The organism is Lacrimispora amygdalina (assembly GCF_003432035.1).
In the GTDB taxonomy this organism is placed as follows: domain Bacteria; phylum Bacillota; class Clostridia; order Lachnospirales; family Lachnospiraceae; genus Lacrimispora; species Lacrimispora amygdalina.
On record NZ_QOHO01000067.1, the window covers coordinates 66,532 to 92,326 of the forward strand.

The 25,795-nt window shown below is 42.7% G+C and carries 26 protein-coding genes, 1 pseudogene and 1 riboswitch; of the genes and pseudogenes, 22 read left to right on the top strand and 5 right to left on the bottom strand.

Annotated features, from left to right (window positions below; all coding sequences use genetic code 11):
* Positions 1-100: 100 nt before the first annotated feature.
* The 9 genes and pseudogenes from DS742_RS20190 (at position 101) to fliB (ending at position 8,083) form a co-directional block, all read left to right on the top strand.
* Positions 101-1,771, top strand: coding sequence for a recombinase family protein (locus tag DS742_RS20190; RefSeq protein WP_117418794.1), 1,671 nt, complete (start codon positions 101-103; stop codon positions 1,769-1,771).
* A pseudogene (locus DS742_RS20195) lies at positions 1,743-2,135 on the top strand (sigma-70 family RNA polymerase sigma factor); the annotation flags it as partial. The gene DS742_RS20190 and the pseudogene DS742_RS20195, both read left to right, overlap by 29 nt.
* Positions 2,136-2,194: 59 nt before the next feature.
* Positions 2,195-2,761 carry a signal peptidase I gene (gene lepB / locus DS742_RS20200; RefSeq protein WP_117418767.1) on the top strand — a complete coding sequence of 189 codons (567 nt, stop codon included), beginning with the start codon at positions 2,195-2,197 and terminating at the stop codon, positions 2,759-2,761.
* 66 nt (positions 2,762-2,827) lie between these two features.
* A complete protein-coding gene (locus DS742_RS20205) occupies positions 2,828-3,448 on the top strand; it encodes a manganese efflux pump (protein ID WP_117418768.1) in 621 nt (206 codons plus the stop codon).
* 153 nt (positions 3,449-3,601) lie between these two features.
* The gene (licT, locus tag DS742_RS20210; RefSeq protein WP_117418769.1) at positions 3,602-4,429 is read left to right on the top strand and encodes a BglG family transcription antiterminator LicT; all 828 of its coding nucleotides are present in this window, start codon (positions 3,602-3,604) and stop codon (positions 4,427-4,429) included.
* Positions 4,430-4,450: 21 nt separating this feature from the next.
* Positions 4,451-4,954, top strand: a complete 504-nt coding sequence (locus DS742_RS20215) for a PTS sugar transporter subunit IIA (RefSeq protein ID WP_117418770.1) — start codon at positions 4,451-4,453, stop codon at positions 4,952-4,954.
* A complete protein-coding gene (locus tag DS742_RS20220; protein WP_117418771.1) occupies positions 4,951-5,205 on the top strand; it encodes an HPr family phosphocarrier protein in 255 nt (84 codons plus the stop codon). Before DS742_RS20215 ends, DS742_RS20220 begins: the two co-directional genes overlap by 4 nt.
* A gap of 72 nt (positions 5,206-5,277) precedes the next feature.
* Positions 5,278-6,744 (top strand): N-acetylglucosamine-specific PTS transporter subunit IIBC, encoded by a 1,467-nt coding sequence (nagE, locus tag DS742_RS20225; RefSeq protein WP_341457672.1) that lies wholly within the window; start codon positions 5,278-5,280, stop codon positions 6,742-6,744.
* A 178-nt stretch (positions 6,745-6,922) separates the two neighbouring features.
* Positions 6,923-8,083: a flagellin lysine-N-methylase gene (gene fliB, locus DS742_RS20230; protein ID WP_117418772.1), complete on the top strand. Its 1,161-nt coding sequence runs from the start codon at positions 6,923-6,925 to the stop codon at positions 8,081-8,083.
* A gap of 43 nt (positions 8,084-8,126) precedes the next feature.
* Here fliB and DS742_RS20235 read toward each other — a convergent pair whose 3' ends face one another.
* Together DS742_RS20235 and DS742_RS20240 are read right to left on the bottom strand one after the other, a co-directional pair.
* The gene (locus DS742_RS20235; RefSeq protein WP_117418796.1) at positions 8,127-8,819 is read right to left on the bottom strand and encodes an LrgB family protein; all 693 of its coding nucleotides are present in this window, start codon (positions 8,817-8,819) and stop codon (positions 8,127-8,129) included.
* Positions 8,800-9,183: a CidA/LrgA family protein gene (locus tag DS742_RS20240; protein ID WP_117418773.1), complete on the bottom strand. Its 384-nt coding sequence runs from the start codon at positions 9,181-9,183 to the stop codon at positions 8,800-8,802. The genes DS742_RS20235 and DS742_RS20240 overlap by 20 nt, the downstream gene beginning before the upstream one ends.
* 140 nt (positions 9,184-9,323) lie before the next feature.
* On the opposite strand from DS742_RS20240, the gene DS742_RS20245 reads away from it, so the two are divergent.
* The 4 genes from DS742_RS20245 to DS742_RS20260 all read left to right on the top strand — a co-directional run bounded on the left by DS742_RS20245 (position 9,324) and on the right by DS742_RS20260 (position 12,396).
* Positions 9,324-9,845 (top strand): phosphatase PAP2 family protein, encoded by a 522-nt coding sequence (locus DS742_RS20245; protein ID WP_117418774.1) that lies wholly within the window; start codon positions 9,324-9,326, stop codon positions 9,843-9,845.
* Positions 9,846-9,911: 66 nt separating this feature from the next.
* Positions 9,912-10,009, top strand: a riboswitch (THF riboswitch).
* A 61-nt stretch (positions 10,010-10,070) separates the two neighbouring features.
* Positions 10,071-10,643, top strand: a complete 573-nt coding sequence (locus DS742_RS20250) for a folate family ECF transporter S component (RefSeq protein WP_117418775.1) — start codon at positions 10,071-10,073, stop codon at positions 10,641-10,643.
* Between the two features lie 176 nt (positions 10,644-10,819).
* The gene (locus DS742_RS20255) at positions 10,820-11,659 is read left to right on the top strand and encodes an Mrp/NBP35 family ATP-binding protein (protein WP_117418776.1); all 840 of its coding nucleotides are present in this window, start codon (positions 10,820-10,822) and stop codon (positions 11,657-11,659) included.
* 26 nt (positions 11,660-11,685) lie between these two features.
* On the top strand, positions 11,686-12,396 hold the full coding sequence (locus DS742_RS20260) for a GTP pyrophosphokinase (RefSeq protein WP_117418777.1): 711 nt from the start codon (positions 11,686-11,688) through the stop codon (positions 12,394-12,396).
* A gap of 59 nt (positions 12,397-12,455) precedes the next feature.
* Here the strand turns inward: DS742_RS20260 and DS742_RS20265 are convergent, their stop codons facing one another.
* Both DS742_RS20265 and DS742_RS20270 read right to left on the bottom strand, forming a co-directional pair.
* Positions 12,456-13,712, bottom strand: a complete 1,257-nt coding sequence (locus tag DS742_RS20265) for a sensor histidine kinase (RefSeq protein WP_117418778.1) — start codon at positions 13,710-13,712, stop codon at positions 12,456-12,458.
* A complete protein-coding gene (locus tag DS742_RS20270) occupies positions 13,709-14,383 on the bottom strand; it encodes a response regulator transcription factor (RefSeq protein WP_117418779.1) in 675 nt (224 codons plus the stop codon). Before DS742_RS20270 ends, DS742_RS20265 begins: the two co-directional genes overlap by 4 nt.
* A gap of 251 nt (positions 14,384-14,634) precedes the next feature.
* Here DS742_RS20270 and DS742_RS20275 point away from each other — a divergent pair, with 251 nt between their 5' ends.
* From DS742_RS20275 to DS742_RS20315, 9 genes are all read left to right on the top strand, one after another.
* Positions 14,635-15,726: an S-layer homology domain-containing protein gene (locus tag DS742_RS20275; RefSeq protein ID WP_117418780.1), complete on the top strand. Its 1,092-nt coding sequence runs from the start codon at positions 14,635-14,637 to the stop codon at positions 15,724-15,726.
* A gap of 14 nt (positions 15,727-15,740) precedes the next feature.
* The gene (locus tag DS742_RS20280) at positions 15,741-17,501 is read left to right on the top strand and encodes an RND family efflux transporter (RefSeq protein ID WP_117418781.1); all 1,761 of its coding nucleotides are present in this window, start codon (positions 15,741-15,743) and stop codon (positions 17,499-17,501) included.
* Positions 17,502-17,565: 64 nt separating this feature from the next.
* Positions 17,566-18,225, top strand: coding sequence for an ABC transporter ATP-binding protein (locus DS742_RS20285; RefSeq protein ID WP_117418797.1), 660 nt, complete (start codon positions 17,566-17,568; stop codon positions 18,223-18,225).
* Positions 18,209-19,387 carry an ABC transporter permease gene (locus tag DS742_RS20290; RefSeq protein ID WP_170313534.1) on the top strand — a complete coding sequence of 393 codons (1,179 nt, stop codon included), beginning with the start codon at positions 18,209-18,211 and terminating at the stop codon, positions 19,385-19,387. Before DS742_RS20285 ends, DS742_RS20290 begins: the two co-directional genes overlap by 17 nt.
* Positions 19,388-19,516: 129 nt before the next feature.
* Positions 19,517-20,509: a dipeptidase gene (locus tag DS742_RS20295; RefSeq protein ID WP_117418782.1), complete on the top strand. Its 993-nt coding sequence runs from the start codon at positions 19,517-19,519 to the stop codon at positions 20,507-20,509.
* 103 nt (positions 20,510-20,612) lie between these two features.
* Positions 20,613-22,268, top strand: coding sequence for a Na/Pi cotransporter family protein (locus DS742_RS20300; RefSeq protein ID WP_117418783.1), 1,656 nt, complete (start codon positions 20,613-20,615; stop codon positions 22,266-22,268).
* A 38-nt stretch (positions 22,269-22,306) separates the two neighbouring features.
* Complete coding sequence (locus DS742_RS20305; protein WP_117418784.1) at positions 22,307-22,996, top strand: response regulator transcription factor; 690 nt, start codon at positions 22,307-22,309, stop codon at positions 22,994-22,996.
* 38 nt (positions 22,997-23,034) lie between these two features.
* Positions 23,035-24,438, top strand: coding sequence for a sensor histidine kinase (locus tag DS742_RS20310; RefSeq protein WP_117418785.1), 1,404 nt, complete (start codon positions 23,035-23,037; stop codon positions 24,436-24,438).
* Between the two features lie 31 nt (positions 24,439-24,469).
* Positions 24,470-25,357 carry a DegV family protein gene (locus DS742_RS20315; protein WP_117418786.1) on the top strand — a complete coding sequence of 296 codons (888 nt, stop codon included), beginning with the start codon at positions 24,470-24,472 and terminating at the stop codon, positions 25,355-25,357.
* 4 nt (positions 25,358-25,361) lie between these two features.
* Here DS742_RS20315 and DS742_RS20320 read toward each other — a convergent pair whose 3' ends face one another.
* Positions 25,362-25,712, bottom strand: a complete 351-nt coding sequence (locus DS742_RS20320) for a NusG domain II-containing protein (RefSeq protein ID WP_117418787.1) — start codon at positions 25,710-25,712, stop codon at positions 25,362-25,364.
* Positions 25,713-25,795 lie beyond the last annotated feature (83 nt).

Sequence of the window (25,795 nt, forward strand, 5' to 3'; positions counted from 1 at the left end):
AATGCCTTACAATTCAGGGTTTATATATTTGTATGTTATTGTGCGTGTCCCGTATGTTTGAGGACTCGCTTTCCATGAGAAAACAAGGAGGATTTGTGTGGTGGAAGACAGAAATCAACCATTTGCCATATATTCCAGAAAATCCAAATTTACCGGCAAAGGAGAAAGCATCGGAAATCAGATTGAACTTTGCAGACAATATATCACGGCCCATTACGGGGAAAGCATAGCGGACAGTGCCATGATTTTTGAAGATGAGGGCTTTTCCGGAGGAAATTTAGAGCGTCCCCAGTTTCAGCAAATGATGAAAGAGGCGAAGAAAAAGAACATCTCAGCCATTGTGTGCTATCGCCTTGACCGGATCAGCCGTAATATTGGTGATTTTGCTAACCTGATCGGTGAACTGAATCATCTGGATATTTCATTTATTTCAATTAAAGAGCAGTTTGATACATCGTCGCCCATGGGAAGGGCCATGATGTATATTGCTTCCGTATTTTCCCAGCTGGAGAGGGAAACCATTGCAGAACGGATCAGGGATAATATGCATGAACTCTCTAAAAGCGGAAGGTGGCTTGGCGGAAACACTCCGACCGGTTATAAGTCTGAACGGGTGACATCGGTTACCATTGACGGAAAACAGAAAAAGGCATATAAGCTGAAACGGATTCCGGAAGAGGCGAAGCTGGTAAAACGGATATATGAGAAGTTTTGGGAGACCGGTTCCCTCACACAGACAGAGACCTATCTCATACAGAATGGATACAAAACAAAACAGGGACGGTTATTCAGCCGTTTTGCAATTAAGGGGATTCTTACAAATCCGGTATATATGATTGCAGATCAGGAAGCTTATGAATATCTGAAGGAGAAAAAAGTGGAACTTTTTGCAGACCGGTCTGATTTTAAGGGCATCCATGGTGTTATTGCATATAACCGGACCTTACAAAAGCAGGGAAAAGCCCATGAGATGAAAGATATGGAAGAATGGATTGTGTCAATCGGTAAACATGAGGGATTGATCCCGGGAGCGCAGTGGGTCAGCGTCCAGCGTCAGCTGGAACGGAATCGATCAAAAAATTACCGCAGGCCCAGAAGTAATGTGGCACTTCTTTCCGGTATTCTTATCTGCGGAGCATGTCATGATTATATGCGTCCAAAGCTTTCCGGCAGGTATAATGACAGAGGGGAACAGATCTATTCCTATCTCTGTTCCATGAAAGAAAAAAGTCGCATGAAATGCTGTGCAATGAAGAACGCAAATGGAAATCTCCTGGACAGCATGGTAATTGAGGAATTAAAAAAAATTTCGGAAGATAAGAAGGAATTTGCCAGACAACTGGAGGAGGGAAGAAAACAGCTTCAGGAAGAAAAGCAGGATTATGAGATGGATTTAAGCCGTTTGGAAGAGGAACTTTTACAGACAGGGAAAGAGATTGAAGGTCTTGTCGCCTCTTTAAAGACTGCCGGCGGAACGGCGGCCGGGGATTACATTGTCAGACAGATCGAAAAACTGCATAAAAGGAAAGAACAAATTTTGTTTCAGATAGAAACGTGTAAGGAAACCGCCATGGGTAAGGAACTGACTGCCCTTGAATTTGATCTGCAAAAAGAAATGCTTTCCACGTTTGAAAAGACTGTGGATCGAATGGATGTAGAACAGAAACGGGCGGCCATACGGATATTGGTGAAACAGGTTGTCTGGGATGGAGAAAACGTTCATCTTTACCTCTTCGGTTCCAGGGAGCCGTCCTGTGACTCTAGCAAATGAGATCCTGATGCTCCTTCGTGCGAATAAAAAATATTCAAAAGAGGTTTCTTTATATGAACCCATCGGTGTAGACAAGGATGGAGAAACAGTGAGCCTTCTTGATGTGATCGAAATGGAGAATAAGGAAACGTTGGAGACCATCATACTAAAGCAGGATATCAAGGAACTTTATGAGGTTTTTGATTCCTGTTTAAAGGACAACGAAAAGACGATCATCGGCATGCGCTATGGACTTCATGGCGGCAGGGAATACACACAGAGGGAGATCGCAGATCTCATGGGGATTTCGAGATCCTATGTATCAAGACTTGAAAAAAAAGCACTGGAACGGCTTAGAACAGAATTGAAAAGAAATGGGATATAAAAAGTTGATTCCTCTTTCTTCATTTGATACAATAATAAAAAACAGTCGAAGGAAAAAACATGAGTGTAAAAAAGAACAAAGAAGTGGAAGAGCCTCTAAGCTGGAAGAGGGAGCTGTTTGAATGGCTGAAGATTATTGTCATTGCAGCAGTGATTGCATTTTTTATTAATACGTTTCTTATTGCCAACAGTAAGGTGCCAAGCGGGTCCATGGAGACAACGATCATGACAGGGGACCGGCTCATCGGTTCAAGACTGGCTTACCGCTTTAAGGAAGAACCAAAAAGGGGAGACGTGATTATATTTGACCACATGACTGGTCCTGGAAATGAAGAGATTCATCTGGTTAAACGGATCATCGGCCTTCCGGGGGAAACAGTTGACATTAAGGATAATCATGTCTATATAAATCAGTCCAAGACTCCTCTTGAGGAACCGTATTTAAAGGAACCCATGGAATCAGAGGATTATCATTTCAACGTCCCGGACGGATGCTATCTGATGCTGGGAGATAACCGGAATAATTCCGCTGATGCCAGATACTGGAGTGACCCTTATGTACCGGAGGATAAAATACTGGCAAAGGTTTTGTTCCGCTATTATCCCGGAATTAAAAAAATCAGTTAGCGGGTTTCAGGTGCCAAAGCAATTGCCTGTGAATATATTAAAATAAAAAGGGTAGTTCGATGAAATATGCGTAATATTTTCATTCTGGTTCTGGCGCTGAGTACGGATACGTTTGTTGCCAGTATTGCTTATGGTGCAAACCGGGTAGGCATTTCATGGATAAAGATAATTGCAGCGAATGTAATCTGCAGCGGATGTCTGGGGGCAGCGCTGTTATTCGGCAATGTGATTGATAATTTTGTGCCGGAAGCATTCGCAAAGGGAGCAGGCTTCTCCTGTTTATTCTTTTTGGGAGTGATGAAGCTGCTGGACTATACCATTAAAAAATACATCAATCGTCATGTCCATATTCATAAAGATCTGACTTTTTCCGTATCAGGGCTTAGTATAATTATTAATATATACGGAAACCCTATGGCGGCTGACTGGGATGAATCAAAAACGCTGTCATGGAAAGAATCGGTTATGTTTTCATTTGCAATGTCCATTGACAGCCTGGTGGCGGGCGCCCTGTCCGGTTTTTTAATGATCAATCCGGGGTTTGCAGCACTGGCAGCTCTTTTAGTAGGAATTGCCGTGATGTATGCCGGACTTTTCCTGGGGAAACGGCTTGCTGCACTAAAAGGATGGGATCTGTCCTGGCTCAGCGGAGTTCTGTTTCTGTTTCTTGCTTTTAGTAAACTTTAAAAAGATTGACATTTACCCAATACTTTGCTATACTTAAAATAAGTGAATAGTAATCGGATTGTTACTGGAAAGCAGGCAAAACCAATTTTGATTAAGAAAATAACATCTTATTTTCATAGTCAAAGTTGGTTTTTTTGTGATAAGAGGTAATATATGAATATTGATAAAATTATTAATAACAATATTGTCACTGCACTGGACCCGGATGGTAAGGAAGTTGTCATCATGGGCAGAGGAATCGGTTTTGGCACAAAGGCGGGCCGCCCGATCGCAGAGAGCAAAATTGAAAAAACCTTCCGGCTAGACAGCCAGAACAGTCTGGACCAGTTTAAGGAACTGCTTGTGAAACTTCCGCTTGAACACATCAAGGTATCGGCGGAAATCATCTCCTATGCGAAAAGTGTACTCAACAGGACTTTGAATCAGAATATATATATCACACTGACGGATCATATAAATTTTGCCATCCACCGCTTTAAGGAAAACATGGTTTTTTCAAATCCGATTCTCAGTGAGATTAAGACATTTTATAAAGAAGAGTACTTAGTCGGCGAGTATGCGGTTGCACTGATTGAGAGAAGTGTGGGAGTCAGACTTCCGGTAGATGAGGCCGGATTTATAGCAATGCATATTGTAAATGCAGAACTTAATACAGCCATGAATAAGACGATGGATATGACCAGTCTGATTCAGAATGGGGTAAAAATAGTAAAAGAATTCTTTGCCATGGAACCGGACGAAGGATCCTTAAGTTATCAGAGGTTTATTACCCACTTAAGATTTCTTGCCCAGCGTATTCTTACCGGAGAACTGTTAAACAGCGCAAATACTGAATTCAGTAATATCATAGCGGGGATGTATCCGGAAGAATATGAGTGCAGTTTAAAAATAAAGGACTATATATTTGAGTCATATCATCACGATGTAACAGAGGAGGAAACTGCATATCTGGCAGTTCATATCAAAAGAATGAGGCTCTAGAAGAAAGGGGAACCAATCGGCATGTTTGAAGCATTAAAGAAGCATTTAAAAAGAGGGGGCGTTAAAAGGGAGGAAATTCTTGCACCTGTGGAAGGAATGGCAGTCCCTTTAAGTGAAGTTAAAGATCCTGCGTTCAGTGAGGAGATTCTGGGAAAAGGAATGGCTATAATCCCTTCAAAAGGAAGAATTGTGGCTCCTGTAAATGGAGTGCTGTCAGTTATGTTTGAGACTATGCATGCGGTCAGCATCACTGCAGATAACGGGGCGGAGGTAATGATCCATGTGGGTCTTGATACTGTAACATTAAAAGGGGAGGGCTACCGGTCCTTTAAAAAGCAGGGGGATGCAGTAAAAGCAGGGGAGCTTCTGCTTGAATTTGAACTGGAGGAAATTAAAAGGAAAGGGTATGACTTAATCACACCGGTAATTATTTTAAATACCGGAGAGTTTCCTGATATGGAATGTCATGTTGGTAAAAAAGTAAAGGAGCTTGAACCAATCATTGAATTGCAGGTGGTAAAATGAGGGAGTATCGATATGAAATAGAAGATCCCATGGGACTTCATGCCAGACCGGCCTCTAAGATTTTTATGGAAGCAGGGAAATTTATGTGTACCATAGAGGTTTACTGGGATTTACAAAAGGCGGACTGTAAAAGCCTCCTGGCTATTATGGGGCTTGGAGCAAAAAAAGGGGATGTCATTGTCTTTCATTTTGAAGGTGAGGATGAAGAGGCTGCGTATTACGCAATACGGTCTGTTCTGGATAAAAGGTGATCGTAACCTGCTTATCTGCAGGTATGGATAAAAAATGTCCGGCAGGACAAAAAAAGAAAGGGGTTTCTTTTTATGATGAAGTATTTGCAAAAACTAGGTAAATCGTTGATGCTTCCGGTGGCATGTCTTCCGGCAGCAGGTATCCTGATGGGGATTGGATACTGGATTGCCCCAAGCATAATTTCCGGGCAGGGGACCGCTACAGGAGTCTGGTCCGTTATTGCTGTTTTTTTAATTAAAGCTGGAGCAGCAATTATTGACAATCTGCCAATTCTCTTTGCTGTCGGTGTAGGTATAGGGATGTCCGATGACCAGGAGGGTACTTCCGCACTTGCAGCTCTCGTCTCCTGGCTGATGATCACGACGATTCTTTCAACAGGAACAGTTGCATTGTTATTCAAAATTGACGCATCTCAGGTAAATCCGGCTTTTGGTAAGATTGCAAACCCATGTATTGGTATTATATCAGGACTTATCGGAGCTAACTGCTATAATAAGTTTAAGAAAACTAAGCTTCCTGATGCTTTGGCGTTTTTCAGCGGTAAGCGCTCTGTTGCAATTGTTACGGCCTTGTCGTCTTTGGTGGTTAGCATTGTATTGCTTTTCGTATGGCCGGCTATTTATTCTGCAATCGTTGCATTTGGTGAAATGATTCTAAGTCTGGGACCTGTTGGAGCTGGTCTTTATGGATTCTTTAACCGTCTGCTCATACCGCTTGGCCTTCATCATGCACTGAATGCTGTGTTCTGGTTTGACCTTGCCGGAGTGAATGATATCGGTAAATTCTGGGGTACGGCAGAAGGCGGAATATTAGGTCAGACTGGTCAGTATATGTCAGGATTTTTCCCTGTCATGATGTTCGGCCTTCCGGCAGCGACTCTGGCTATGTACCATACTGCAAAACCAGGAAAAAAGAAAATGGTATATGGTTTATTTTTCTCAGCCGCATTATGTTCTTTCTTTACAGGTATTACGGAGCCTATTGAATTTGCATTCATGTTCCTTGCTCCTGGACTTTACTTAATCCATGCAGCTTTAACAGCTATTTCGATGACAATCATTGCTATACTTCCTGTACGTGCAGGCTTTTTCTTCAGTGCAGGTTTTGTTGACTGGTTCTTAAGCTTCAAAGCCCCATTTGCGGAGAACTCCTGGCTGCTCATTCCAATCGGTATTGTTTATGGTGCTGTTTACTACATCATATTCCGTTTGGCAATTCCGTTATTTAACTTTAAGACACCTGGCCGGGAAGAAGATGATGAAGTTAATGAGAGTACAGTGACTCTTGCCAATAATGACTATACGGCTGTTGCTTCCATTATTCTGGAAGGGCTTGGAGGTAAGGAGAATATCACCAGTATTGATGCATGTATTACCAGATTAAGGCTGGAAATTGCCGACTACACTAAGGTAAATGAAAAAAAGATTAAATCGTCCGGTGTGGCAGGAGTCATCCGTCCTGGAAAGAACAGCGTTCAGGTTGTGGTCGGAACTCAGGTTCAGCACGTTGCAGATGAATTTAAAAAGCTTTGTAAATAATATTCGGCGAAAAGGGACTGTCGCGCTAACGATTTTTATCGCTGGTGCGAGGCCCTTTTTCTCGTTTGTTTTTGAATATTCTTATAAAATTGCAGGCTAAAGCAAGTGACAGTGATTTCAATGTGTGGTAAAATAGTCGGGGTTTAAAGAAAAGATATGTTGGGATTGGAGTAGAATTATGCAGGTTACAATACCTCACTATTACCCAGGCTTTCATTGCATCGCAGATCATTGCAGTGATACCTGCTGTGCGGGCTGGGCAATTATGATTGATGATGCTTCTATGAAAAAATACAGAGCGCAGACAGATTTACTGGGCAGAAAACTTTTAAATGGAATTGACTGGAAAAAGGGGTGTTTTAAGCAGAGCCATGGCAGATGCGCGTTTTTAAACGAAATGAATCTCTGCGATATGTACACAGACGGGGGACCTTCCATGCTCTGCAAAACCTGCAGGGAATATCCAAGGCATACGGAAGAATACGAAGGCGTCCGGGAACTCTCCCTTTCAATGTCCTGTGAAGAAGCGGCCAGGCTCATTCTCGGTTTAAAAGAACCGGTTCGTTTTCTTACAAAGGAAGATGACAGAGAGGAGACTTATCCTGAGTTTGATTTCTTCCTTTATTCCAAACTGATGGATGTGAGGGAGGAGATATTTTCTCTTTTACAGAATCGGAACAGAGAGATTTCTCTTCGGGCAGCCATGATTCTGGGACTGGGACATGATTTGCAAAAAAGGATCAGGGACGGCAAGCTGTATCAGACCGAGGAGCTGATCGTCAGATACAGGCAGGCTGGGTGTGAAGAATTTTTTCGTATGAAAAGCCGGGAGTATACTGCGCCTCATGGGGAACGTTATATCAGAATGAATAACTGGTTTTCTCTCTTTGACAAGCTGGAAGTTTTAAGCCAGGAGTGGCCGGCTTATATAGGGGAGTTAAAGATTCTGCTTTTTGAGCAGGGACCTGATCAGTACGGGAAGAAAAGAGAAGAGTTTTACGAATATATTGAGACAGTACCGGAAAGAAAGAGGGAGTGGAGTCAGTGGCTGGAACAGCTCCTGGTCTATTTCGTTTATACGTATTTCTGCGGAGCTGTTTATGATGAGCATCCTTATGTGAAAGTGAAGATGGCGGTTATCTGTACTATATTAATAGAAGAACTGGCGCTGGCAATTTATATCAGACATCCGGGCTGTCTTTCCTTTGATGATTTTACCCGGCTGGTTCACAGATTTTCCAGAGAGATTGAGCATTCGGATGTTAATCTGAATACGCTGGAGAACTCTTTTAGAACAGAAGAAGTCTACGGTCTGAAAGAAATTCTCAGGGTATTATAAGGAGAGCAGCCGGAGGGATCTGTCCAGTGCGGGACTGCAATAATTAAATAAAATTAGCAAAAATTGAGGCAAATACAACCGTACAAAGCCCTGATGTGGCAATTGCGAGACTGCTCATGGCACCTTCGATTTCGCCTATCTCCATAGCCTTAGTCGTGCCAACTGCATGGGATGCAGAACCGATGGCGATACCAACTGCAACCGGATCTGTTATTTTACATATCCGGCAAACGGTTTCTGCTATAATGCTGCCTAGTATTCCGGTTACGATAATACTGGCAACCGTGATTGTCACAAATCCTTTCATCTCCTCTGAAATTCCCATTGCAATGGCAGTAGTAATGGATTTGGGTAAAAAGGTTACATATTCCTGATGGTTCAGGCCAAAAACCAGCGCCAGCAAAAAAACCGTACACATGGTCGTGAGCACACCTGTAAGGGTCCCGGCAATGATTGCTTTGGAATGTTTTTTTAACAGGTTAAGCTGACGGTATAAAGGTACAGCCAGGCATACGGTTGCAGGGGTTAACAGATAACTGATGTATTTGGCACTTTCATTATATACCGTATAATCGATCTTAAAGACAGATAAAAAAGCCATAACGATGATAATTGAAATTAAAAGCGGATTAAAGATGGCCAGTTTAAACCGTTTCTTAAGCTGGATCCCCATTTCATAGCTGACAAGACTTATAACGGATCCGAAGAATAAAAAGTCACTGATTGTATGATTCATCATTTGTTCCTTTCTTCTTTTTATCAGTTTCAATAAAAAACTGGGTTACTTTTCCAGTAATTGCCATAACTATAACTGTGGAGAGAAGAGTAATTACCAGAAATGGTATGAGAATTGGCTGAAGGGAACCCCATGAATCCAAAAGTCCGACAGCAGCCGGAATGAACAGCATGGGCATAATCTCCAGTAAAAAATTACTGACATCCTCAACTGCTTCCAATGGAATCAGTTTCGTATTTAAGCCAAGCAGCATAAGAATTAGACCATAAATACTCGCAGGTACGGGAAGTGGTACAAACAGATGAATCACTTCTCCTGCAAGTGAAATAAATAAAATAATGCCGAATTGTCTGATGTGTTTCATGATAAAGCCTCCTGTATATCCTGTCGAAAATTCAACTATGCTTAATCCTATACGCAAATCTTCCGGTTGTCAAATGATTTTATAAAAATTAATAGAATGAAATATTATAAGTACTTATAAATGCAAAGGAGTAATTATATATGTTATATCAAATAGAATTTGCCATCCTGTATGCCCTGCAGTCTTTGCATAGTCCATGGCTTGATCCGATTATGGTCCGCATCACCGGCCTGGGAGACCACGGATTTATCTGGATTCTAACAGGAATAGTACTTTCCTCTATTCCCAAAACCAGAAAAACAGGGATCAGTGTTTTACTCAGTCTGGCAGTTGGACTGCTTTTGGGAAACATGATACTTAAAAATCTCATTCAAAGGCCCAGACCCTGCTGGATTGATACACAGATTGTTCTTTTGATTCAGAATCCCAAAGATTATTCGTTCCCTTCCGGCCATACACTTGCAGCATTTGAATGTGCCCTAAGCATCTGGCTCTGCAATAAGAAACTGGCAGTACCCTTCCTGATCCTGGCAGTTTTGATTTCATTTTCCAGAATGTATTTATTTGTCCACTTTCCCACTGATGTTTTGGGAGGAGCGTTACTTGGTACTTTTATAGCACTGTATGTACACCGTATAATAGAACGAAACAGTATGTGCTGAAAAAAAACACTTGTTTTCTGTAAAATCTATGTTATACTGATGGCGATACAAAACTAAATAAAAAGTCGCAGAGTAGACTTGTGTGCGTTAAGTGCCGGCTGAACAGGGAGTTGTCAGCAGGACGAAAAGATTTTCTTGCGGTACACGAGTCGCATCCCGCTGCACCAGAAGATAGGTGTCTTATCTCCGGTCGTAGTCTGAGGTCTGCAAAGGAGGTATTTTTTTATGAAAAAATTCGTCACTTTGTTCACCGATTCTTACAGAGAGCTGAAATCTGTAAGAACAATCACTGCCGCAGCCATGTTTGCCGCAGTCGCCATCATTTTGGATATGTTCTCCATTCAGCTGGGAAGCTACATTAAGATCACATTCTCATCTATTCCCAATGGAATCATTTCCTACTTATTCGGTCCGGTAGTGGGCGGACTGTTTTCCGGAAGCCTTGATGTGCTGAAGTATTTATTAAAACCCACCGGCGCCTTCTTCCCCGGCTTTACCCTGGTTACTGCCCTGGCAGGAATCCTGTATGGCATTCTGTATTACAGAAAGCCCGTTACCTTAAGAAGAATTCTTATATCCAAACTGGTGGTCATGCTGATCTGCAATGTGTTATTAAACACCCTTTGCCTCTCCATGCTTTATGGAAAAGGATTTATGGTGTTGCTGCCGGCAAGAGCACTGAAAAATCTGGTTATGTGGCCCATTGATTCCATGATATTCTATACCTTGCTTAAGACCATGGATTCCATAGGAGTTTTTCGAACAATCCGGAGTGCCCATCTGCTTCGGACAAAATAATGATTGAGACCCCGGGGTGTAAAAATACTCCGGGGTTTTTACTAATGCGAAAAGATCTGCCGTATATACTGGGTTCCATCAGACTCATAGACATAAGGCTTAGTAAAATACATAGACATAAGCCGGATTTCGTAATATAATCTTAGGTGTATGCTTTTAGACAGGAGGAATGAATGATGAGCGATAACAGCTGTACTCATAATTGCAGTACTTGCGGAGAAAGTTGCGGAAGCAGGGAGGAAGCACAGACAAGTTTTTTAGAGCCTCTTAATCCTTCCAGTATTGTAAAAAAGGTAATTGGAGTGGTTAGCGGGAAGGGCGGCGTAGGCAAATCGCTGGTAACTTCCATGATGGCAGCCGGTATGAATGGAAAGGGATATAAAACGGCGATCCTGGATGCGGATATTACAGGACCCTCCATACCGAAGGCATTTGGTTTAACAGATATAGGTGTTGGAATGACCCCTAACGGATTGATGATTCCGGCAGTCAGTTCCACGGGAATTGAAGTGATGTCTGCTAATTTAATTCTGGATCATGAGACAGATCCGGTGATCTGGAGAGGACCGGTTATTGCCGGGGCAGTAAAGCAGTTCTGGCAGGAAACTCTTTGGGAAAATATAGATTATATGTTTGTGGATATGCCCCCTGGAACGGGTGATGTGCCTTTAACCGTATTCCAGTCACTGCCTCTCGATGGCATTATTATTGTGACATCTCCCCAGGAACTGGTTTCCATGATCGTTGGAAAGGCAGTGAATATGGCAAAGAAGATGAATATTCCCATTCTGGGGCTTGTGGAGAATATGAGCTATTTAACCTGTCCTGACTGCGGAAAACAGATTTCAGTATTTGGAGAAAGCCATATTGATGAAGTAGCTGAAAAATACGGTGTGGATGTACTGGCCAGGATTCCCATTGATTCTAAAATTGCGGCTGCTGTAGATGCAGGAACTGTGGAATATTTAGAGGCGCCATGGCTGAAAAAGGCAATTGATACAGCAGAGGCGGTTTAACCGGAACTGCTTTTTGAGGTATAAGAATGAATATTAGCATGAACCCGAATAGTGAACTGAATCAGTCAATTGTGAAAGTACCAAATCTTGCTTCCGTCCCGGATCCTCTGATTAAGCAGGCCTATCAGTTTCAGGAAGCCATGATGATGTACACCTGTGCCATCAGAGAGGTTAAGACGAAGCTGGAAGTTTTAAACGACGAGCTGTCGGTGAGAAATTCCAGAAATCCCATTGAGCTGATAAAGTCCAGAGTGAAAAAGCCGGTCAGCATTGTGGAAAAACTAAAACGCAGGGACCTTCCGGTTACGTTGGAATCCATGATGGAGAACCTGGATGATGTGGCGGGAATCCGTGTGATCTGCTCGTTTCTTGATGATATTTATGCAGTGGCAGATATGCTTGCCCGTCAGGACGATGTTCATATTATTGCTATAAAGGATTATATTCAAAAGCCCAAAACCAATGGCTACCGCAGCTATCATATGATAATTGAGATTCCTGTTTTTTTCTCTGATCAGAAGAAGTGGATGCGGGTGGAGGTTCAGATCCGGACCATGGCTATGGATTTCTGGGCAAGCCTGGATCACCAGCTGAAATATAAGAAAGAAATGCAGGATTATTCACAGGAGATCAGTGATGAACTGCAGGAATGCGCAGATGTGATTGCCCGGACCGATGAGAAGATGCTAAGTATCAGAAAGCGGATTGAGGAACAGGGAATTACTGTTACAAAATAAAGAAAATAAGGGACAGGCTGTTACGGAGATGGTGAACCGTAGCAGCTTATCCCTTATTTTTATTGAGAATGGGAGAGGACCGGCAGTGTAACGGTAAATATGGTTCCCGTTTCTGCACTGCTGGCAACACTTATTTTTCCCTTGTGGTGTTCAACAATGGTTTTGGCAATAGAAAGGCCCAGTCCGTAACCGCCTTCTTTCCGGACTCTGGATTTATCGGTGCGGTAAAAACGTTCAAAAATATGCTTTTGTTCTGTTGGTGAAATGGTTTCTCCCGTATTGACAATCGTAAAAGCCGTATGCCCGGCCTGCCTTTTTAAACCAACGGATACGGAACCATTTATTCCGGCATATTTACAGGCATTGTCCAGAAGAATGGTGATTAACTGTTTTAGCTGGGCTTCGCTGCCTTCTAAAAAAATATCAGATTCAATGTCATTATCAAGAGCAATCTTGCTTTCAAAAGCAACGGATTCAAAGAGCAGTACACCGTTTAAAACCAGTTCACTGAAATTCAGAGGAAGCTTTGAGATCTGGACCGCTTCCCCGGACTGGGCATCCGAGCGGGCGAGAAAAAGAAGCTCTTCCACAAGCTGTTTCATCCGGTCCGCCTCTTCCTTTGTATTAATCAGCCATTTCTCCTGTTCCTTTATCGTGCGTTCTTTATGAGAAAATAAAATCTGTAAATTCGCAAGTATGACAGTGAGGGGAGTTTTTAATTCGTGGGATGCATCCGCTATAAACTGGTTTTGCTGCTCCCATGCTTTTTCCACAGGCTTTAGTGCCAGGCGGGAGAGAAAGAGACTTAAAAGGAAAAATAAAATTACGGCGTAACAAAATACCAGTAAGCAGTTCACCAGTAAAACCTCCAGGGAGTCGCGTTCATAGCTTTGATCTGCAAATCCGATTTTAGTTCCATTCCTTACAGAGACTTTCCTGTAACGGAGAGAATAATCTTTTAGATATCCTTCCAAGGAACCGGAATCATTGACCAGTTTTATTAAAGATGAGGCTAATTCATTGGTAACAGTGATGTTATTTTCCTCAATATTTTCTATGGCATTATCTGAATTCAAAGTTATTACAAATACTGGGATTACCGGGAATGGATTTTGTTTCGGCCGCCTTCCAAATTCCACTTTGTCCGGTGGTATCTGAAAACGCTCATGATTTACGGACTGGATGAGAGCCATGGAGGTATCCATTATAATCCGTCTCCGGTTTGAAAGGTAAAAAGCTCCCAGGACTACGGCCAGTATGCTGATGACAAAGCCCATATTAATGAGTATAAACCTGGTCCTTAATTTCTTAATCATCTGGATTCCTCCAGGCGGTATCCTACTTTTCGAACAGTTGTGATTTCTGCTTTCGAACCCAGAAAGTTAATTTTTTTGCGGAGAAATGAGATATATGCCTCTACGTTATTATCCTCCGCATCAGAATCAGATCCCCATACCCGGTTGATTAAAGTATCCTTTGAAATGATCTTACCCAGGTTGCTCATAAGGATTCTTAACACTTCAAATTCTTTATAACCCAGATGAATGGATTTGGTGCCGCAGCATAAATCATTGGTGGACAGATTTAATTTAAGGTCTCCAAACGTCATTTCTTCCACAATCACTTCCCCCTGCCTGCGTGAGAGCGCCCGGATGCGGGCCAGAAGTTCCTCCGGAATAAATGGCTTTGTCATATAATCATCGGCTCCCTTATCCAGCCCGGTTACTTTATCACTGATGTTGTCACGGGCTGTGAGCATGAGGATGGGAGTTTGTATTCTGGCTTCACGAAGCTTCTCAACAATCTGAAATCCATTCTCACCAGGGAGCATCACATCCAGAATAATCACATCATATTCCCCGGACAGACCGCAGTATAATCCGTCTTTTCCGTTATAAACAAGATCAGTCTGATAATGCTGCTCTTTCATAATCTGCCCCATGGCTTCTGCCAGTCTGACTTCATCCTCCACAATTAACAGCTTCATGGTTAAGTTCTCCTTTGCTTTGTTTTAAATAGGAACTTATTACTGGTTATTATAGCCTTTAAAGCGATTTTAAGCAATGCAGTGCCTGTTTTTTATTATAATGGTTCAATCTTAAATTAAGCTGAAACAGCAAAAAAAGGCGGCGGTTTAGCTAAGGCTTATTTCAGGTTAATTTCAGTCTGCCATCACAAAGCCATCACAAGGATCTGTTAAGATAATAAGAAATCTTATAAAGGAGAGGAGAAACCTGAATGAATGCACGAAGAGCAGCGGCTTCTCTTGCAGTTGTTTTGGCTGCAACGGCGGTTACACCGATGAGAGCGGAGGCATCAGCCAATTTTGATTTAAGAAAAAAAGTCATCGGTATATCGGGTATCATGAATACGACCAATACCGATATGACTGTCACACGAGGGGAATTTGCCTCCATGCTGGTGAATGCTTCTTCTTACCGAAGCACAGTGAGCAGTTTAAGCAATACTTCTGTATTTGCAGACGTGCCAAGAGACAATGAATATTCGGCTCAGATCCGGATAGCTGCAGAACAGGGGTGGATGAATGGTTATCTGGGAGGGTTGTTTAAACCGGATGAATACATAACACTTCAGGATGCAGTGAAAGGAGTTCTGGCATTATTGGGATATAAGAATTCGGATTTTACTGGTGACCAGTCGGGATCCAGGCTATCTAAGTATCATTTTCTTGAATTAGATGAAAACATCAATATGGAAGCCCAGGAAGTGATGCAAAAGGATGACTGCATTAATCTGTTTTATAATCTGTTGAAAACAGACAATACCTCCGGCACCATGTATGGAAAGATTTTAGATTGTGAATTGACCGAAGACGGTGAAATTAATCCCTTTACCATGGTTGATAACAGTTTAAAGGGGCCGAGAGTGGTAAGAAGCAAGAGCAGCCTGAACAATTATCTGCCCTTTAAACTCAGTGCAGCCAATGTATATCTGGATGGAGAGGCAGTGGCAAATTCCAGTGATGCCATTTCTGCAGCACTGGAAAGTTCAGATGGAGTTCTCGTCTATTATCATTCATTATCAAAAACAGTATGGCTTTATACCGTTGGAACTGAAAATGAAAGCGGACGGTCCGCGGCATTTGGTGAAATAACAAATGTAGTGTATAATTCCACCGATTTAATGAATCCCAGTGCGATTATTCTTGATGATGGAAATACCTATACGCTTACCAGCACTGAGATGCAGTTCGCATTTTCTTCTTATGGAGATTTGAGAGTCGGAGATACCGTTACTCTTGTTTATACGCTTTCCACCGACAATAACGGAGATGAAACAAGGACTGTCATTGATTATATAGAAGATTAGCGGGAGAGACCGGAATGAAAAAGATCATCCAGAAAATTTTAAGAACTGATCAGAAAAAAAGAAAAGGAAAGAAGCAGATTCTAATCATTCTGATCCTGATTCCAGCTGCACTTGCAGGACTCTTTTTTGCAACATCATATAAGAAGAGCAGACAGGCAGATGCAGAAGCGAAAAAAATCAAAACAGCAGTTGTAACAAAAAGAGACATCTCTTCCAAATTATCTTCCTCCGGAACTATTTCTCCGAAGGATACGTATGATATCACCTCACTGGCAGAAGGAGAAGTCGTTGAGGCGAATTTTGAAGAGGGTGATGAGGTAGAAAAAGGCCAGATCTTATACAGGATTGACAGCTCGTCAGCAGATAGCCAGCTGACCTCGGCCAATAACTCCCTTGAACGGGCGCAGGAAAGTTACCAGGTCGCATTGGATAATTATAATGATGCTTTAAATGATTATAGCGGAAATACATACAAATCTACGGAAACGGGATACATCAGCGCTCTGTCCATAAAAGAGGGAGATAAAATCAGTGATAAAACTGAAATTGCCTCCATCGTAGATGACAGCGTCATGAAAATCAAGCTTCCATTTCTTTCTGGAGAGGCAGCCCAGATACCGGCGGGAAGTCCTGCGGTCTTAACACTGGTGGATACGGGAGAGCAGGTCAATGGAACGGTTGTTTCAGTAGGAAATATGGATGTGACACTGACAGGAGGCCGGATTGTCCGTTATGTCACCATTGAAGTTTCAAATCCGGGAGGACTGACAAAAGATTCTTCGGCGACGGCAACAGCGGGCGGTTTTGTATGCAGCATGGAAGGGGCTTTTGAAGCAAAGCTAGAGACCACCATGAAAGCAGATCTTCCGGCAGGAGTGGAGGTGGGCGCGCTGCTTGTACACGAGGGAGATTACGTGACCAAGGGCACACCTGTTTTCACCATGGAGAACAAAAGTGCGTCAGCGCTCATCCGTACTTATAAGGATGCCCTGGATAAAGCGGAATCTTCACTGGAATCTGCAAAGAGTTCCCTTGAAAACACCCAGGAAACCTACGATAATTATACGATTACTGCTCCCATATCAGGTAAAGTGATCACAAAAAGTATTAAGGTGGGAGATAAGATTACTAAAAGCTCAAGCGGAAGTACCACACTTGCAACAATCTATGACATGTCCAATTATACCTTTGAAATGAGTGTGGATGAACTGGATGTCAAATCAGTGGCAGTGGGGCAGAACGTAACAATAACTGCCGACGCAGTAAGCGGAAAGTCATTTTCCGGCACAGTCACCAATGTAAGTCTGAAAAGCACCACAACTGATGGAGTGACAAATTATCCGGTTACCATCACACTAAATGACGGTATGGATGATCTCCTTCCCGGCATGAACGTAGACGGTATCATTGTTCTTGATGAAGCCGCTGATGTACTTACAATACCGGCAGATGCGCTGATAAGGGGGAATTATGTTTATGTAAAGGATGATACTGTAAAAGAGGCGAAAGGAAATATTCCTGCAGGATTTAAAGAGGTTGAAGTAAAAACCGGAATTATCAATGATGATTATGTGGAGATAACTTCAGGTCTTTTAGAAAATCAGGAAGTTTATGTTGCGCAGACCACAGTAAGCACCAGTAAAACTACCGGTATGCAGGGAGAAATGGGAGGTCCCCCAGGAGGAATGGGCGGCGCCATGGAAGGCGGAGGACGAAACGGCAGCGGAAATAACCGCAGAATCAGCGGCGGAGGCGGCCAGTTCCAGTCAAAATAATGAGGAGGAATGAAACGTGGCAGAGCCCTTGATTGAGTTGAAGGAAATCTACAAGGTATACCAGATGGGAGAGGAAGAGGTACGTGCAAACGACGGAGTGACCATGACCATATTCCGCGGAGAATTTGTTGCCATTGTAGGAAAATCGGGAAGCGGCAAGTCCACTCTCATGAATATTATCGGCGCCCTGGATGTTCCCAGTGATGGTCAGTATCTTTTAGGCGGAGAAGATGTGGGAAGCATGTCGGACAATCAGCTGGCACAGATACGAAATAAAATGATCGGCTTTATATTTCAGCAGTATAATCTGCTTCCCAGATTAAATCTTCTGGAGAATGTGGAGCTGCCGCTGCTCTATTCAGGAGCCGGCACCGAAGAACGGAAAGAACGTGCCATGGCCTCCTTGGAACGGGTGGGACTGGCAGAAAAGTGGAAAAATCTCCCAAGCCAGCTATCCGGAGGCCAGCAGCAAAGAGTGTCCATAGCCAGGGCTCTGGCCGGAAATCCGTCCCTGATTCTGGCAGATGAACCCACAGGAGCCTTAGACTCCAAAACCAGCCGGGATGTGCTTGATTTCTTAAAAGAACTAAATGATGAAGGCAACACCATTGTGATGATAACCCATGACAGCTCCATTGCCTTAGAGGCACGGCGTGTGATCAGGGTGCATGATGGCAAGATTAATTTTGATGGAGACGTAAATGAATATTCTGCAATCCTTTAAAATGGCTCTGAAAAGTATCTGGAGTAATAAAATGCGTTCCTTTCTTACCATGCTGGGGATTATTATCGGTGTGGCATCGGTCATTATTCTGGTCAGCCTTGTAAACGGCCAGATGTCTTATATGAAGGACAGCTTTACCAGCATGGGTACCAATCAGATGACGGTCCATTTAACAAACTTAACAACCAGATATGCAGACGCAGATGAGATGTATCAGTTTTACAATGACAACCGGGACTTATTCTCCCATATGACGCCAAGTGTTTCCGTAAGTGCAGCCTTAAAATACGGAACAGAGTCTCTGGAGGATACGACAGTAACCGGAGTCAGTGAAGAATATTTAGACATGAAGGATCAGACTCTGGATGCAGGACGTTTTATTTCCTATTCCGATATTGCTTCCAGGCAGAAGGTGTGCGTTGCAGGCTATTATGTTGCCTGGAAATTATATGGAAGTGTGGATAATGCCTTAGACAAAACAATTAAAATAAATGGCAGTGCCTACCGGATTGTGGGTGTGATTTCCAGACAGGATGAGAATGAGCTGGAAGAGGGAGGAACGGATGACATCCTCTATCTTCCTTACAGCAGTGCGGCGAAGTTAAACAATACTGCCCGTATCAGCAGCTATGTGTTTGCAACAGCAGATACGGACTATACGGCGAAAGCCAAGGAATCTCTGGAAACATTTCTGATGGACATTTACAAAGATGACGGTCTTTTCCGGGTCACTGCCATGAGTGAAATGCTGGAATCCTTAGATTCCATGATTGCCATGATGTCCATGGTCCTGGGAGGGATTGCCGGAATTTCACTTCTGGTGGCAGGTGTGGGAGTTATGAATATTATGCTGGTGTCAGTGACAGAGCGGACGAGGGAGATTGGAATAAGAAAGGCTCTGGGAGCAAAGAAGATTCACATTATGCAGCAGTTTGTAATCGAAGCGGCTGTTACCAGTTCTCTTGGAGGAGTGGTGGGTATCGCAGCAGGTTCAGCGGCAACCACCATAGTCGGGGCTGCCATAGGGATTGCTGCAACACCTACGCCGGGCGCGGTTGTTGTCTCTTTCAGTGTATCGGTGGGAATCGGGCTTTTGTTTGGATACATGCCGGCCAGCCGTGCTGCTAACTTAAGACCCATTGATGCACTTCGGAGTGATTAACAAAAGAATAATTTCTTGCAAATCTGTCATAGGAGTGATACTATTTGCATAGGTACCAAAGGAGTAGCTCTGTAAGGGCTGCTCCTTTTCGGGCATCAGAGAAACTGGGTTACAGGAAAGGATTAGAAAATGAATGTTGCAGATATGCATTGTGATACCATAGCGGAGCTTTATTACAGAAAACAGGCAGGAAAAGACTGCTCTATATTAAAAAATGACTGTCATATTGATTTGGAGAGAATGAAAAAAGGAAATTACTGTCTGCAGAATTTTGCTCTCTTTACGGAACTGACAAAGCATGAAAGACCGTTTGAATACTGCATGAAGCTGCTGGATTTATTTTACACGGAGCTGGAGGAATATGGGGATTTAATCGGAATTGTAAGGTCATTTAAAGACATTGAAAAGAACCGGATAGAAGGAAAAATGTCTGCTATGTTAACCATTGAAGAGGGCGGTGTCTGTCAGGGCGAAATTGCTTTTCTGCGTAATTTTTACCGTCTGGGAGTCCGTATGATGACTCTTACATGGAACCATATCAATGAACTGGCTTATCCAAACCGGATCCGGATTGAGAAGGAAGAGGCTTTTTTTGAACCGGAAACAGAGCACGGGCTGACAGAAACAGGGATTGCCTTTGTGGAGGAGATGGAAAGGCTGGGCATGATCATTGATGTGTCTCATTTGTCCGATGCAGGAATTTACGATGTATTCCGTCACACGAAGAAGCCGTTTGTGGCAAGCCATTCCAACGCCAGAACCATAGCTTCCAACCCAAGAAATTTAACCGATGAAATGATTAAAATGCTTGCAGAGCGGGGAGGAGTTACTGGAATTAATTTTTGCGGCGATTTTCTTCATGACTGGAAGAAAGGGGAGAAGTCGTTAAGCCGGATTGAGGATATGGTCTCACACATAAAACATTTAAAGCAGACTGGAGGAATCGGCTGCATTGGTCTTGGATCGGATTTTGACGGAATCGGAGGAGAACTTGAGATGAAATCTCCGGAAGATCTGCCGCTTTTAGAAGCATTTATGAAAAAAGAAGGCTTTCATGAATCTGAAATTGAAGCTGTTTTTTATGGCAATGTTCTCCGTGTATACAAAGAAATTTTACAATAAGATAAAAATTTACATAAATTTTACATTCCTATGTATAATACTTTACATAGATTTGATATGATACTTACATAACATGATATATCATGAAATACGGGAGGACAATATGTCAATAACAGATATACAAATGCTATTTAAGTTTATTGGAGGACTGGGGATGTTCCTTTACGGAATGGACGCCATGGCTGATGGACTTCAAAAATCTGCCGGTCATAAGATGCAGCAGCTGCTTGGTGCATTAACAAGCAACCGGCTGATGGGGGTTTTGTTAGGAACCGGAATTACAGCTATTATACAGAGCAGTTCGGCCACTACGGTTATGGTGGTTGGGTTTGTCAATGCGGGAATTATGAATCTTCAGCAGGCAGTGGGCATTATTATGGGTGCCAATATCGGAACAACTGTTACCAGCTGGATCGTTTCCATGAGTGAATGGGGAGAGATGTTAAAGCCGGAATTCTTTGCTCCTGCACTGGTGGGTGTGGGCGCTGTTTTCAGCCTGTTTTCAAAGAATGAAAAGAAAAAACAGATTGGTGAAATCCTGGTAGGTTTTGGTGTCTTATTTATCGGACTTGGCTTTATGTCTGCCTCCATTACTCCTTACCGGAATGCTCCTATTTTTGGACAGGCATTTTCGGTACTGGGCAGAAATCCAATTCTGGGAATTCTTGCGGGGCTTGTGGTAACAGGAATTATACAAAGTTCTTCTGCGTCTGTCGGTATTTTACAGACTCTTGCATTGAATGGAATTGTAAACTGGCAGTCCGCTATTTTTATTACACTCGGTCAGAATATCGGCACCTGCGTAACGGCTCTGCTCTCCAGTCTGGGTGCCAACAGAACAGCAAAGCGTGCGGCTGTCATTCATTTAATGTTTAATGTAGCGGGGGCTGTCATATTTGGTATTATTATGTTCATTTTATTTCAGATGAACCCCGTGCTGGCTTCTTCCAGAATCAGCAGTGTGGAAATATCTGTTTTTCATACTGTTTTTAATGTAACGAATACCATTTTGCTGTTTCCTTTTGCCGGACTTCTGGTGAAAGCTTCCGGTATCTTTGTCAGAGGTAACGAGAAAGAAGAAGCATCTGATTCCGAAAGTGAAATGAAGCGCCACTTAGACGATCGAATTCTGGAAACACCTTCTTTTGCCATAGAGAATGTAAACCATGAAGTAGTGAATATGGGATACGCAGCTCTTGAGAATTTTGATGTGGCTGCAGACGCATTACTCACCAGTAATTTATCTGAGATAAAACAGGTGGAAAAACTGGAACAGAAAATCGATCATTATGAGAAATTACTGACCGATTATTTAATTAAAATCAACAATCAGTCTTTAAATGAAGAACAGCATATCCTAGTTAAAAATCTCTTTTACACCATCAGCGATTTTGAACGGATCAGTGATCATTGCGAAAACTTATCAGAACTGGCGACGGAGAAAGCGAACCGTAATATTATTTTCTCCCAGGAAGCAGAAAGCGAAATGAAGGAAATGTTAAAGGCTGTCCGCGCTTCTTTGGAACATGCAATTAAAGCCAGAGAAACCTCCGACATGTCAGAGGTTCGTTCCGTGGTTCAGTGCGAGGAGAACGTAGACAGTCTGGAGGAAGAATTAAGAGAACGCCATATAGAACGACTATCCACTCAATCCTGTAAACCGGAAAATGGAGTTGTATTCCTGGATGCATTAAGCAATTTAGAGAGAATTTCTGATCATGCCCATAATATTGCTGGTTATGTAAAAGAAGAGATATAACAAGCGGATTTAATTTTTTGAGACAGAAAGGAGAATGTATGGAACGAATCTATGTAGTGGAAGATGATGATAATATCAGGGATTTAATTAAAATTGCCCTGGAGGGATTTGGATATGAGGTTTCTTCCTATGAGACGGCAGAGGAAGCTCTAAAGAATATAGAAACTGAGAAACCGGCGCTGGCAGTCTTTGATCTCATGCTTCCCGGCATGGACGGAATGTCGGCAATACGCAGAATCCGGAAAAACGATTTGTTAAAAGACATTCCCATTCTTGTCCTGACTGCAAAGGACCGGGAATTTGATAAGGTGGCCGGTCTGGATGGCGGTGCAGATGATTATATGACAAAACCTTTTGGTGTCATGGAGCTGGCAGCGCGCATCCGCAGCCTTCTGCGCAGGAGTACAAAAAACCAGGGATCTGAGGATGAGCTGGAGCAGTACTGTCTGAACTTAAACAAAAAGACCAGAGAAGTTTATTGTGACGGAGTGAAAGTCGAGCTTACATTAAAAGAGTTTGATTTATTGCAGTATTTAATGGAAAATCATAATAAGGTTGTTACCAGAGATGAACTTTTGAATCATATCTGGGGTTATGATTATGACGGAGAAACCAGAACTCTTGATATGCATATCCGGACACTGAGGCAGAAACTGGGAGACAATGGCGGCTCCTGCATCAAGACAGTCCGGGGAGTAGGATATCGTTTTATCAGGACGGAAGAATAGTAAAAAAGGAATGATGCTTAAAGGCTGACGGAGGTATTATGAAACAGGCGATTTTTGTGAAATTTATTCAGATTATACTTGTGGTGCTGGTACTGAGCAGTTCCATATTTTATATTGCCTCCAGCAGTGCGCTTCTTAAAAATTCCAAAAAAGATATGAAATATACATTAAAGGCTATGGATGAGGTTCTGGATTATACCGGTGATTTAGAAAAGGAAATCGGAGAACTAAAGCCTACATTAAGCGAAAACCATAGCCGTTTCACCGTCATTCGTTTAGATGGAACTGTAGCGGCCGATACTGGAGAAGTACCGGTCGCTTCTTTGGATAACCATGGAGACAGGGAAGAGATAAAGGAGGCGCTGGCGGAAGGGGTAGGCACCTCCAGACGTTATTCAAATACATTAAAGGAAAATATGCTCTATGTGGCTATCAAGTCATCCAAAGGGGATTACATTCTCAGAATGGCGGTTCCCTATACTGGGATGAAAGAAAACTTAATGCTTCTTCTTCCGGCTGTATGGCTGAGCTTTCTTGCCGCAATCATGTATTCTGCTTTTTCAGCGGACAGTTTTGCTGAGTCGATTACACGGCCGCTTAAGGAAATTTCCCAGGAAATGCTGAAAGTAAATGGGGATTATACGGATCTCTCCTTTGAAACGTATCAATATCCGGAAATTAATATCATCGCAGAAACCACTACCAGAATGTCAAAGAACGTAAAGGAGTATCTAAACCAGATTGAACGGGAAAAGCAGATTCGCCAGGAATTTTTCAGCAATGCTTCCCATGAGTTAAAGACCCCTATCACTTCCGTACAGGGGTATGCAGAACTTCTGGAAAGCGGTATCATACAGGATGAGGAGCAGAAGGCTGATTTTATTAAGCGGATTAAGAAAGAAGCGGGAAATATGAATAATCTGATTAATGATATTCTTATGATATCCCGTCTTGAAACAAAGGAAGCAGAAGTATTAAAAAGCGAAGTGCGCCTTTCCATACTGGTGGAGGATATAATCGAATCACTGGAACCGCTTGCTGCATCCCACGAAGTCCTGATCCATATGGACTGCAGGCCGGTCTGCATCTATGCCAATGGCCAGCAGATGAAGGAATTGATTGGCAATCTGGTCAGCAATGCGGTAAAATATAATAAACCGGGCGGAGAGGTATGGATTACTGTGAGGGAAGAAGACCGCAACGTGGTGATCCGGGTAAAAGATAACGGAATGGGAATTCCAAAAGAATCTCTTGGACGAATATTTGAACGGTTCTACCGGGTTGATAAAGGGAGAAGCAAAAAGCAGGGCGGAACCGGTCTGGGACTGTCCATTGTAAAACATATTGTGAATTTTTATCATGGCACCATTACGGTGGAATCAACCATTGATGTTGGAACGGAATTTATGGTTAAAATTCCGGTTCAGGGAAAAAAACTATAGAAATGCCGGTTAAGGCAGGAGGTGTACGGGTATGGAGAAATTTGTTTTAACATGTTGTTCTACGGCAGATATGAAAAAAGAATTTTTTGAAAGACGTAAAATTCCTTATGTATGTTTTCATTATACTATGGATGGGGTTACTTATCCCGATGATTTGGGAGATAGTATTCCGTTTGAAGAATTTTATGATCGGATTGCCAAAGGAGCAGCTCCCTATACCTCTCAGGTAAATGTTGAGGAATACTGTAATTTCTTTGAGCCGATTTTAAAAGAAGGAAATGATATTCTGCATCTGACCCTGTCTTCCGGAATTTCCGGTACTTATAATTCCGCCTGTGTGGCTGGAGCTGAGATGCGGCAGAAATATCCGGAAAGAACCATTATTATACTGGATTCTCTGGGGGCATCATCCGGTTATGGACTTTTAACTGATTCGGCGGCAGATTTGCGGGATAAAGGAGCAACGCTGGAAGCAGCGGCAGAGTGGGTTATGAATAACCGGCTTTCTGTACATCATTGGTTTTTCTCAACGGATCTCACCAGCTTTAAACGGGGAGGAAGGATATCTGCCACCTCTGCCATGCTGGGGACTGTTTTAAATATCTGCCCTCTCATGAATATTGATGATACAGGACATCTGATACCAAGACAGAAAATACGCACAAAAAAAAGAGCCATTCAGGAAATGGTAAAGATGATGGAACTCCATGCCCAAAATGGCTCACGCTACAACGGAAAATGCGCGATTGCCCACTCTGCCTGTGAGACCGATGCAAAAGAAGTAGCAGCCCTTATTGAGGCACGTTTTCCCATGCTCGCAGGGAAAATAATCATAAACAGTATCGGCTGCGTAATAGGATCCCATACAGGCCCCGGAACGGTGGCATTATTCTTCTTTGGAGACAAAAGAACTGATTAGATGTTTAATTACCGATGATCTGGGCTATCATACGATTGGGCAGGCAGACGATGCTTTCCCCTGTGTGCTCAATCGTGCCCTGGTGAATACAGATTTTGTCCGGGCAGGTTGCATCGGAAACGTGCACTTTACCGCCCTGGATTACAATGCGGTTGGTGCCTCCCTGGTACCCGTTCACTAAAACTTCTGTATCATGGCTTAGATCCAGAGTTTCCACAACTTTGCCATCTACGGTAATTTCCAGATATCCGGCAGGCTTTGAAAAAATGATCTGGTTCGCAATAAGAAGTATGAATGATATTGCTAGAATTACAACAATTAATATGGCTTCTTTTTTATGTTTTTTTATTTCCATTTCTGACAGGTCCTCTTATTATTTTCTATTATCAATAAACAGAATTTGAAAAATAAATTCTGCTTCATTATAACACATAATCC

What these genes read in the sequence shown, in the direction of transcription:
- lepB (WP_117418767.1), top strand. Translation starts at nt 2,195, where the DNA reads ATGAGTGTAAAAAAGAACAAAGAAGTGGAAGAGCCTCTAAGCTGGAAG.
- DS742_RS20205 (WP_117418768.1), top strand. Translation starts at nt 2,828, where the DNA reads ATGCGTAATATTTTCATTCTGGTTCTGGCGCTGAGTACGGATACGTTT.
- licT (WP_117418769.1), top strand. Translation starts at nt 3,602, where the DNA reads ATGAATATTGATAAAATTATTAATAACAATATTGTCACTGCACTGGAC.
- DS742_RS20215 (WP_117418770.1), top strand. Translation starts at nt 4,451, where the DNA reads ATGTTTGAAGCATTAAAGAAGCATTTAAAAAGAGGGGGCGTTAAAAGG.
- DS742_RS20220 (WP_117418771.1), top strand. Translation starts at nt 4,951, where the DNA reads ATGAGGGAGTATCGATATGAAATAGAAGATCCCATGGGACTTCATGCC.
- nagE (WP_341457672.1), top strand. Translation starts at nt 5,278, where the DNA reads ATGATGAAGTATTTGCAAAAACTAGGTAAATCGTTGATGCTTCCGGTG.
- fliB (WP_117418772.1), top strand. Translation starts at nt 6,923, where the DNA reads ATGCAGGTTACAATACCTCACTATTACCCAGGCTTTCATTGCATCGCA.
- DS742_RS20235 (WP_117418796.1), bottom strand. Translation starts at nt 8,819, where the DNA reads ATGAATCATACAATCAGTGACTTTTTATTCTTCGGATCCGTTATAAGT.
- DS742_RS20240 (WP_117418773.1), bottom strand. Translation starts at nt 9,183, where the DNA reads ATGAAACACATCAGACAATTCGGCATTATTTTATTTATTTCACTTGCA.
- DS742_RS20245 (WP_117418774.1), top strand. Translation starts at nt 9,324, where the DNA reads ATGTTATATCAAATAGAATTTGCCATCCTGTATGCCCTGCAGTCTTTG.
- DS742_RS20250 (WP_117418775.1), top strand. Translation starts at nt 10,071, where the DNA reads ATGAAAAAATTCGTCACTTTGTTCACCGATTCTTACAGAGAGCTGAAA.
- DS742_RS20255 (WP_117418776.1), top strand. Translation starts at nt 10,820, where the DNA reads ATGAGCGATAACAGCTGTACTCATAATTGCAGTACTTGCGGAGAAAGT.
- DS742_RS20260 (WP_117418777.1), top strand. Translation starts at nt 11,686, where the DNA reads ATGAATATTAGCATGAACCCGAATAGTGAACTGAATCAGTCAATTGTG.
- DS742_RS20265 (WP_117418778.1), bottom strand. Translation starts at nt 13,712, where the DNA reads ATGATTAAGAAATTAAGGACCAGGTTTATACTCATTAATATGGGCTTT.
- DS742_RS20270 (WP_117418779.1), bottom strand. Translation starts at nt 14,383, where the DNA reads ATGAAGCTGTTAATTGTGGAGGATGAAGTCAGACTGGCAGAAGCCATG.
- DS742_RS20275 (WP_117418780.1), top strand. Translation starts at nt 14,635, where the DNA reads ATGAATGCACGAAGAGCAGCGGCTTCTCTTGCAGTTGTTTTGGCTGCA.
- DS742_RS20280 (WP_117418781.1), top strand. Translation starts at nt 15,741, where the DNA reads ATGAAAAAGATCATCCAGAAAATTTTAAGAACTGATCAGAAAAAAAGA.
- DS742_RS20285 (WP_117418797.1), top strand. Translation starts at nt 17,566, where the DNA reads ATGGGAGAGGAAGAGGTACGTGCAAACGACGGAGTGACCATGACCATA.
- DS742_RS20295 (WP_117418782.1), top strand. Translation starts at nt 19,517, where the DNA reads ATGAATGTTGCAGATATGCATTGTGATACCATAGCGGAGCTTTATTAC.
- DS742_RS20300 (WP_117418783.1), top strand. Translation starts at nt 20,613, where the DNA reads ATGTCAATAACAGATATACAAATGCTATTTAAGTTTATTGGAGGACTG.
- DS742_RS20305 (WP_117418784.1), top strand. Translation starts at nt 22,307, where the DNA reads ATGGAACGAATCTATGTAGTGGAAGATGATGATAATATCAGGGATTTA.
- DS742_RS20310 (WP_117418785.1), top strand. Translation starts at nt 23,035, where the DNA reads ATGAAACAGGCGATTTTTGTGAAATTTATTCAGATTATACTTGTGGTG.
- DS742_RS20315 (WP_117418786.1), top strand. Translation starts at nt 24,470, where the DNA reads ATGGAGAAATTTGTTTTAACATGTTGTTCTACGGCAGATATGAAAAAA.
- DS742_RS20320 (WP_117418787.1), bottom strand. Translation starts at nt 25,712, where the DNA reads ATGGAAATAAAAAAACATAAAAAAGAAGCCATATTAATTGTTGTAATT.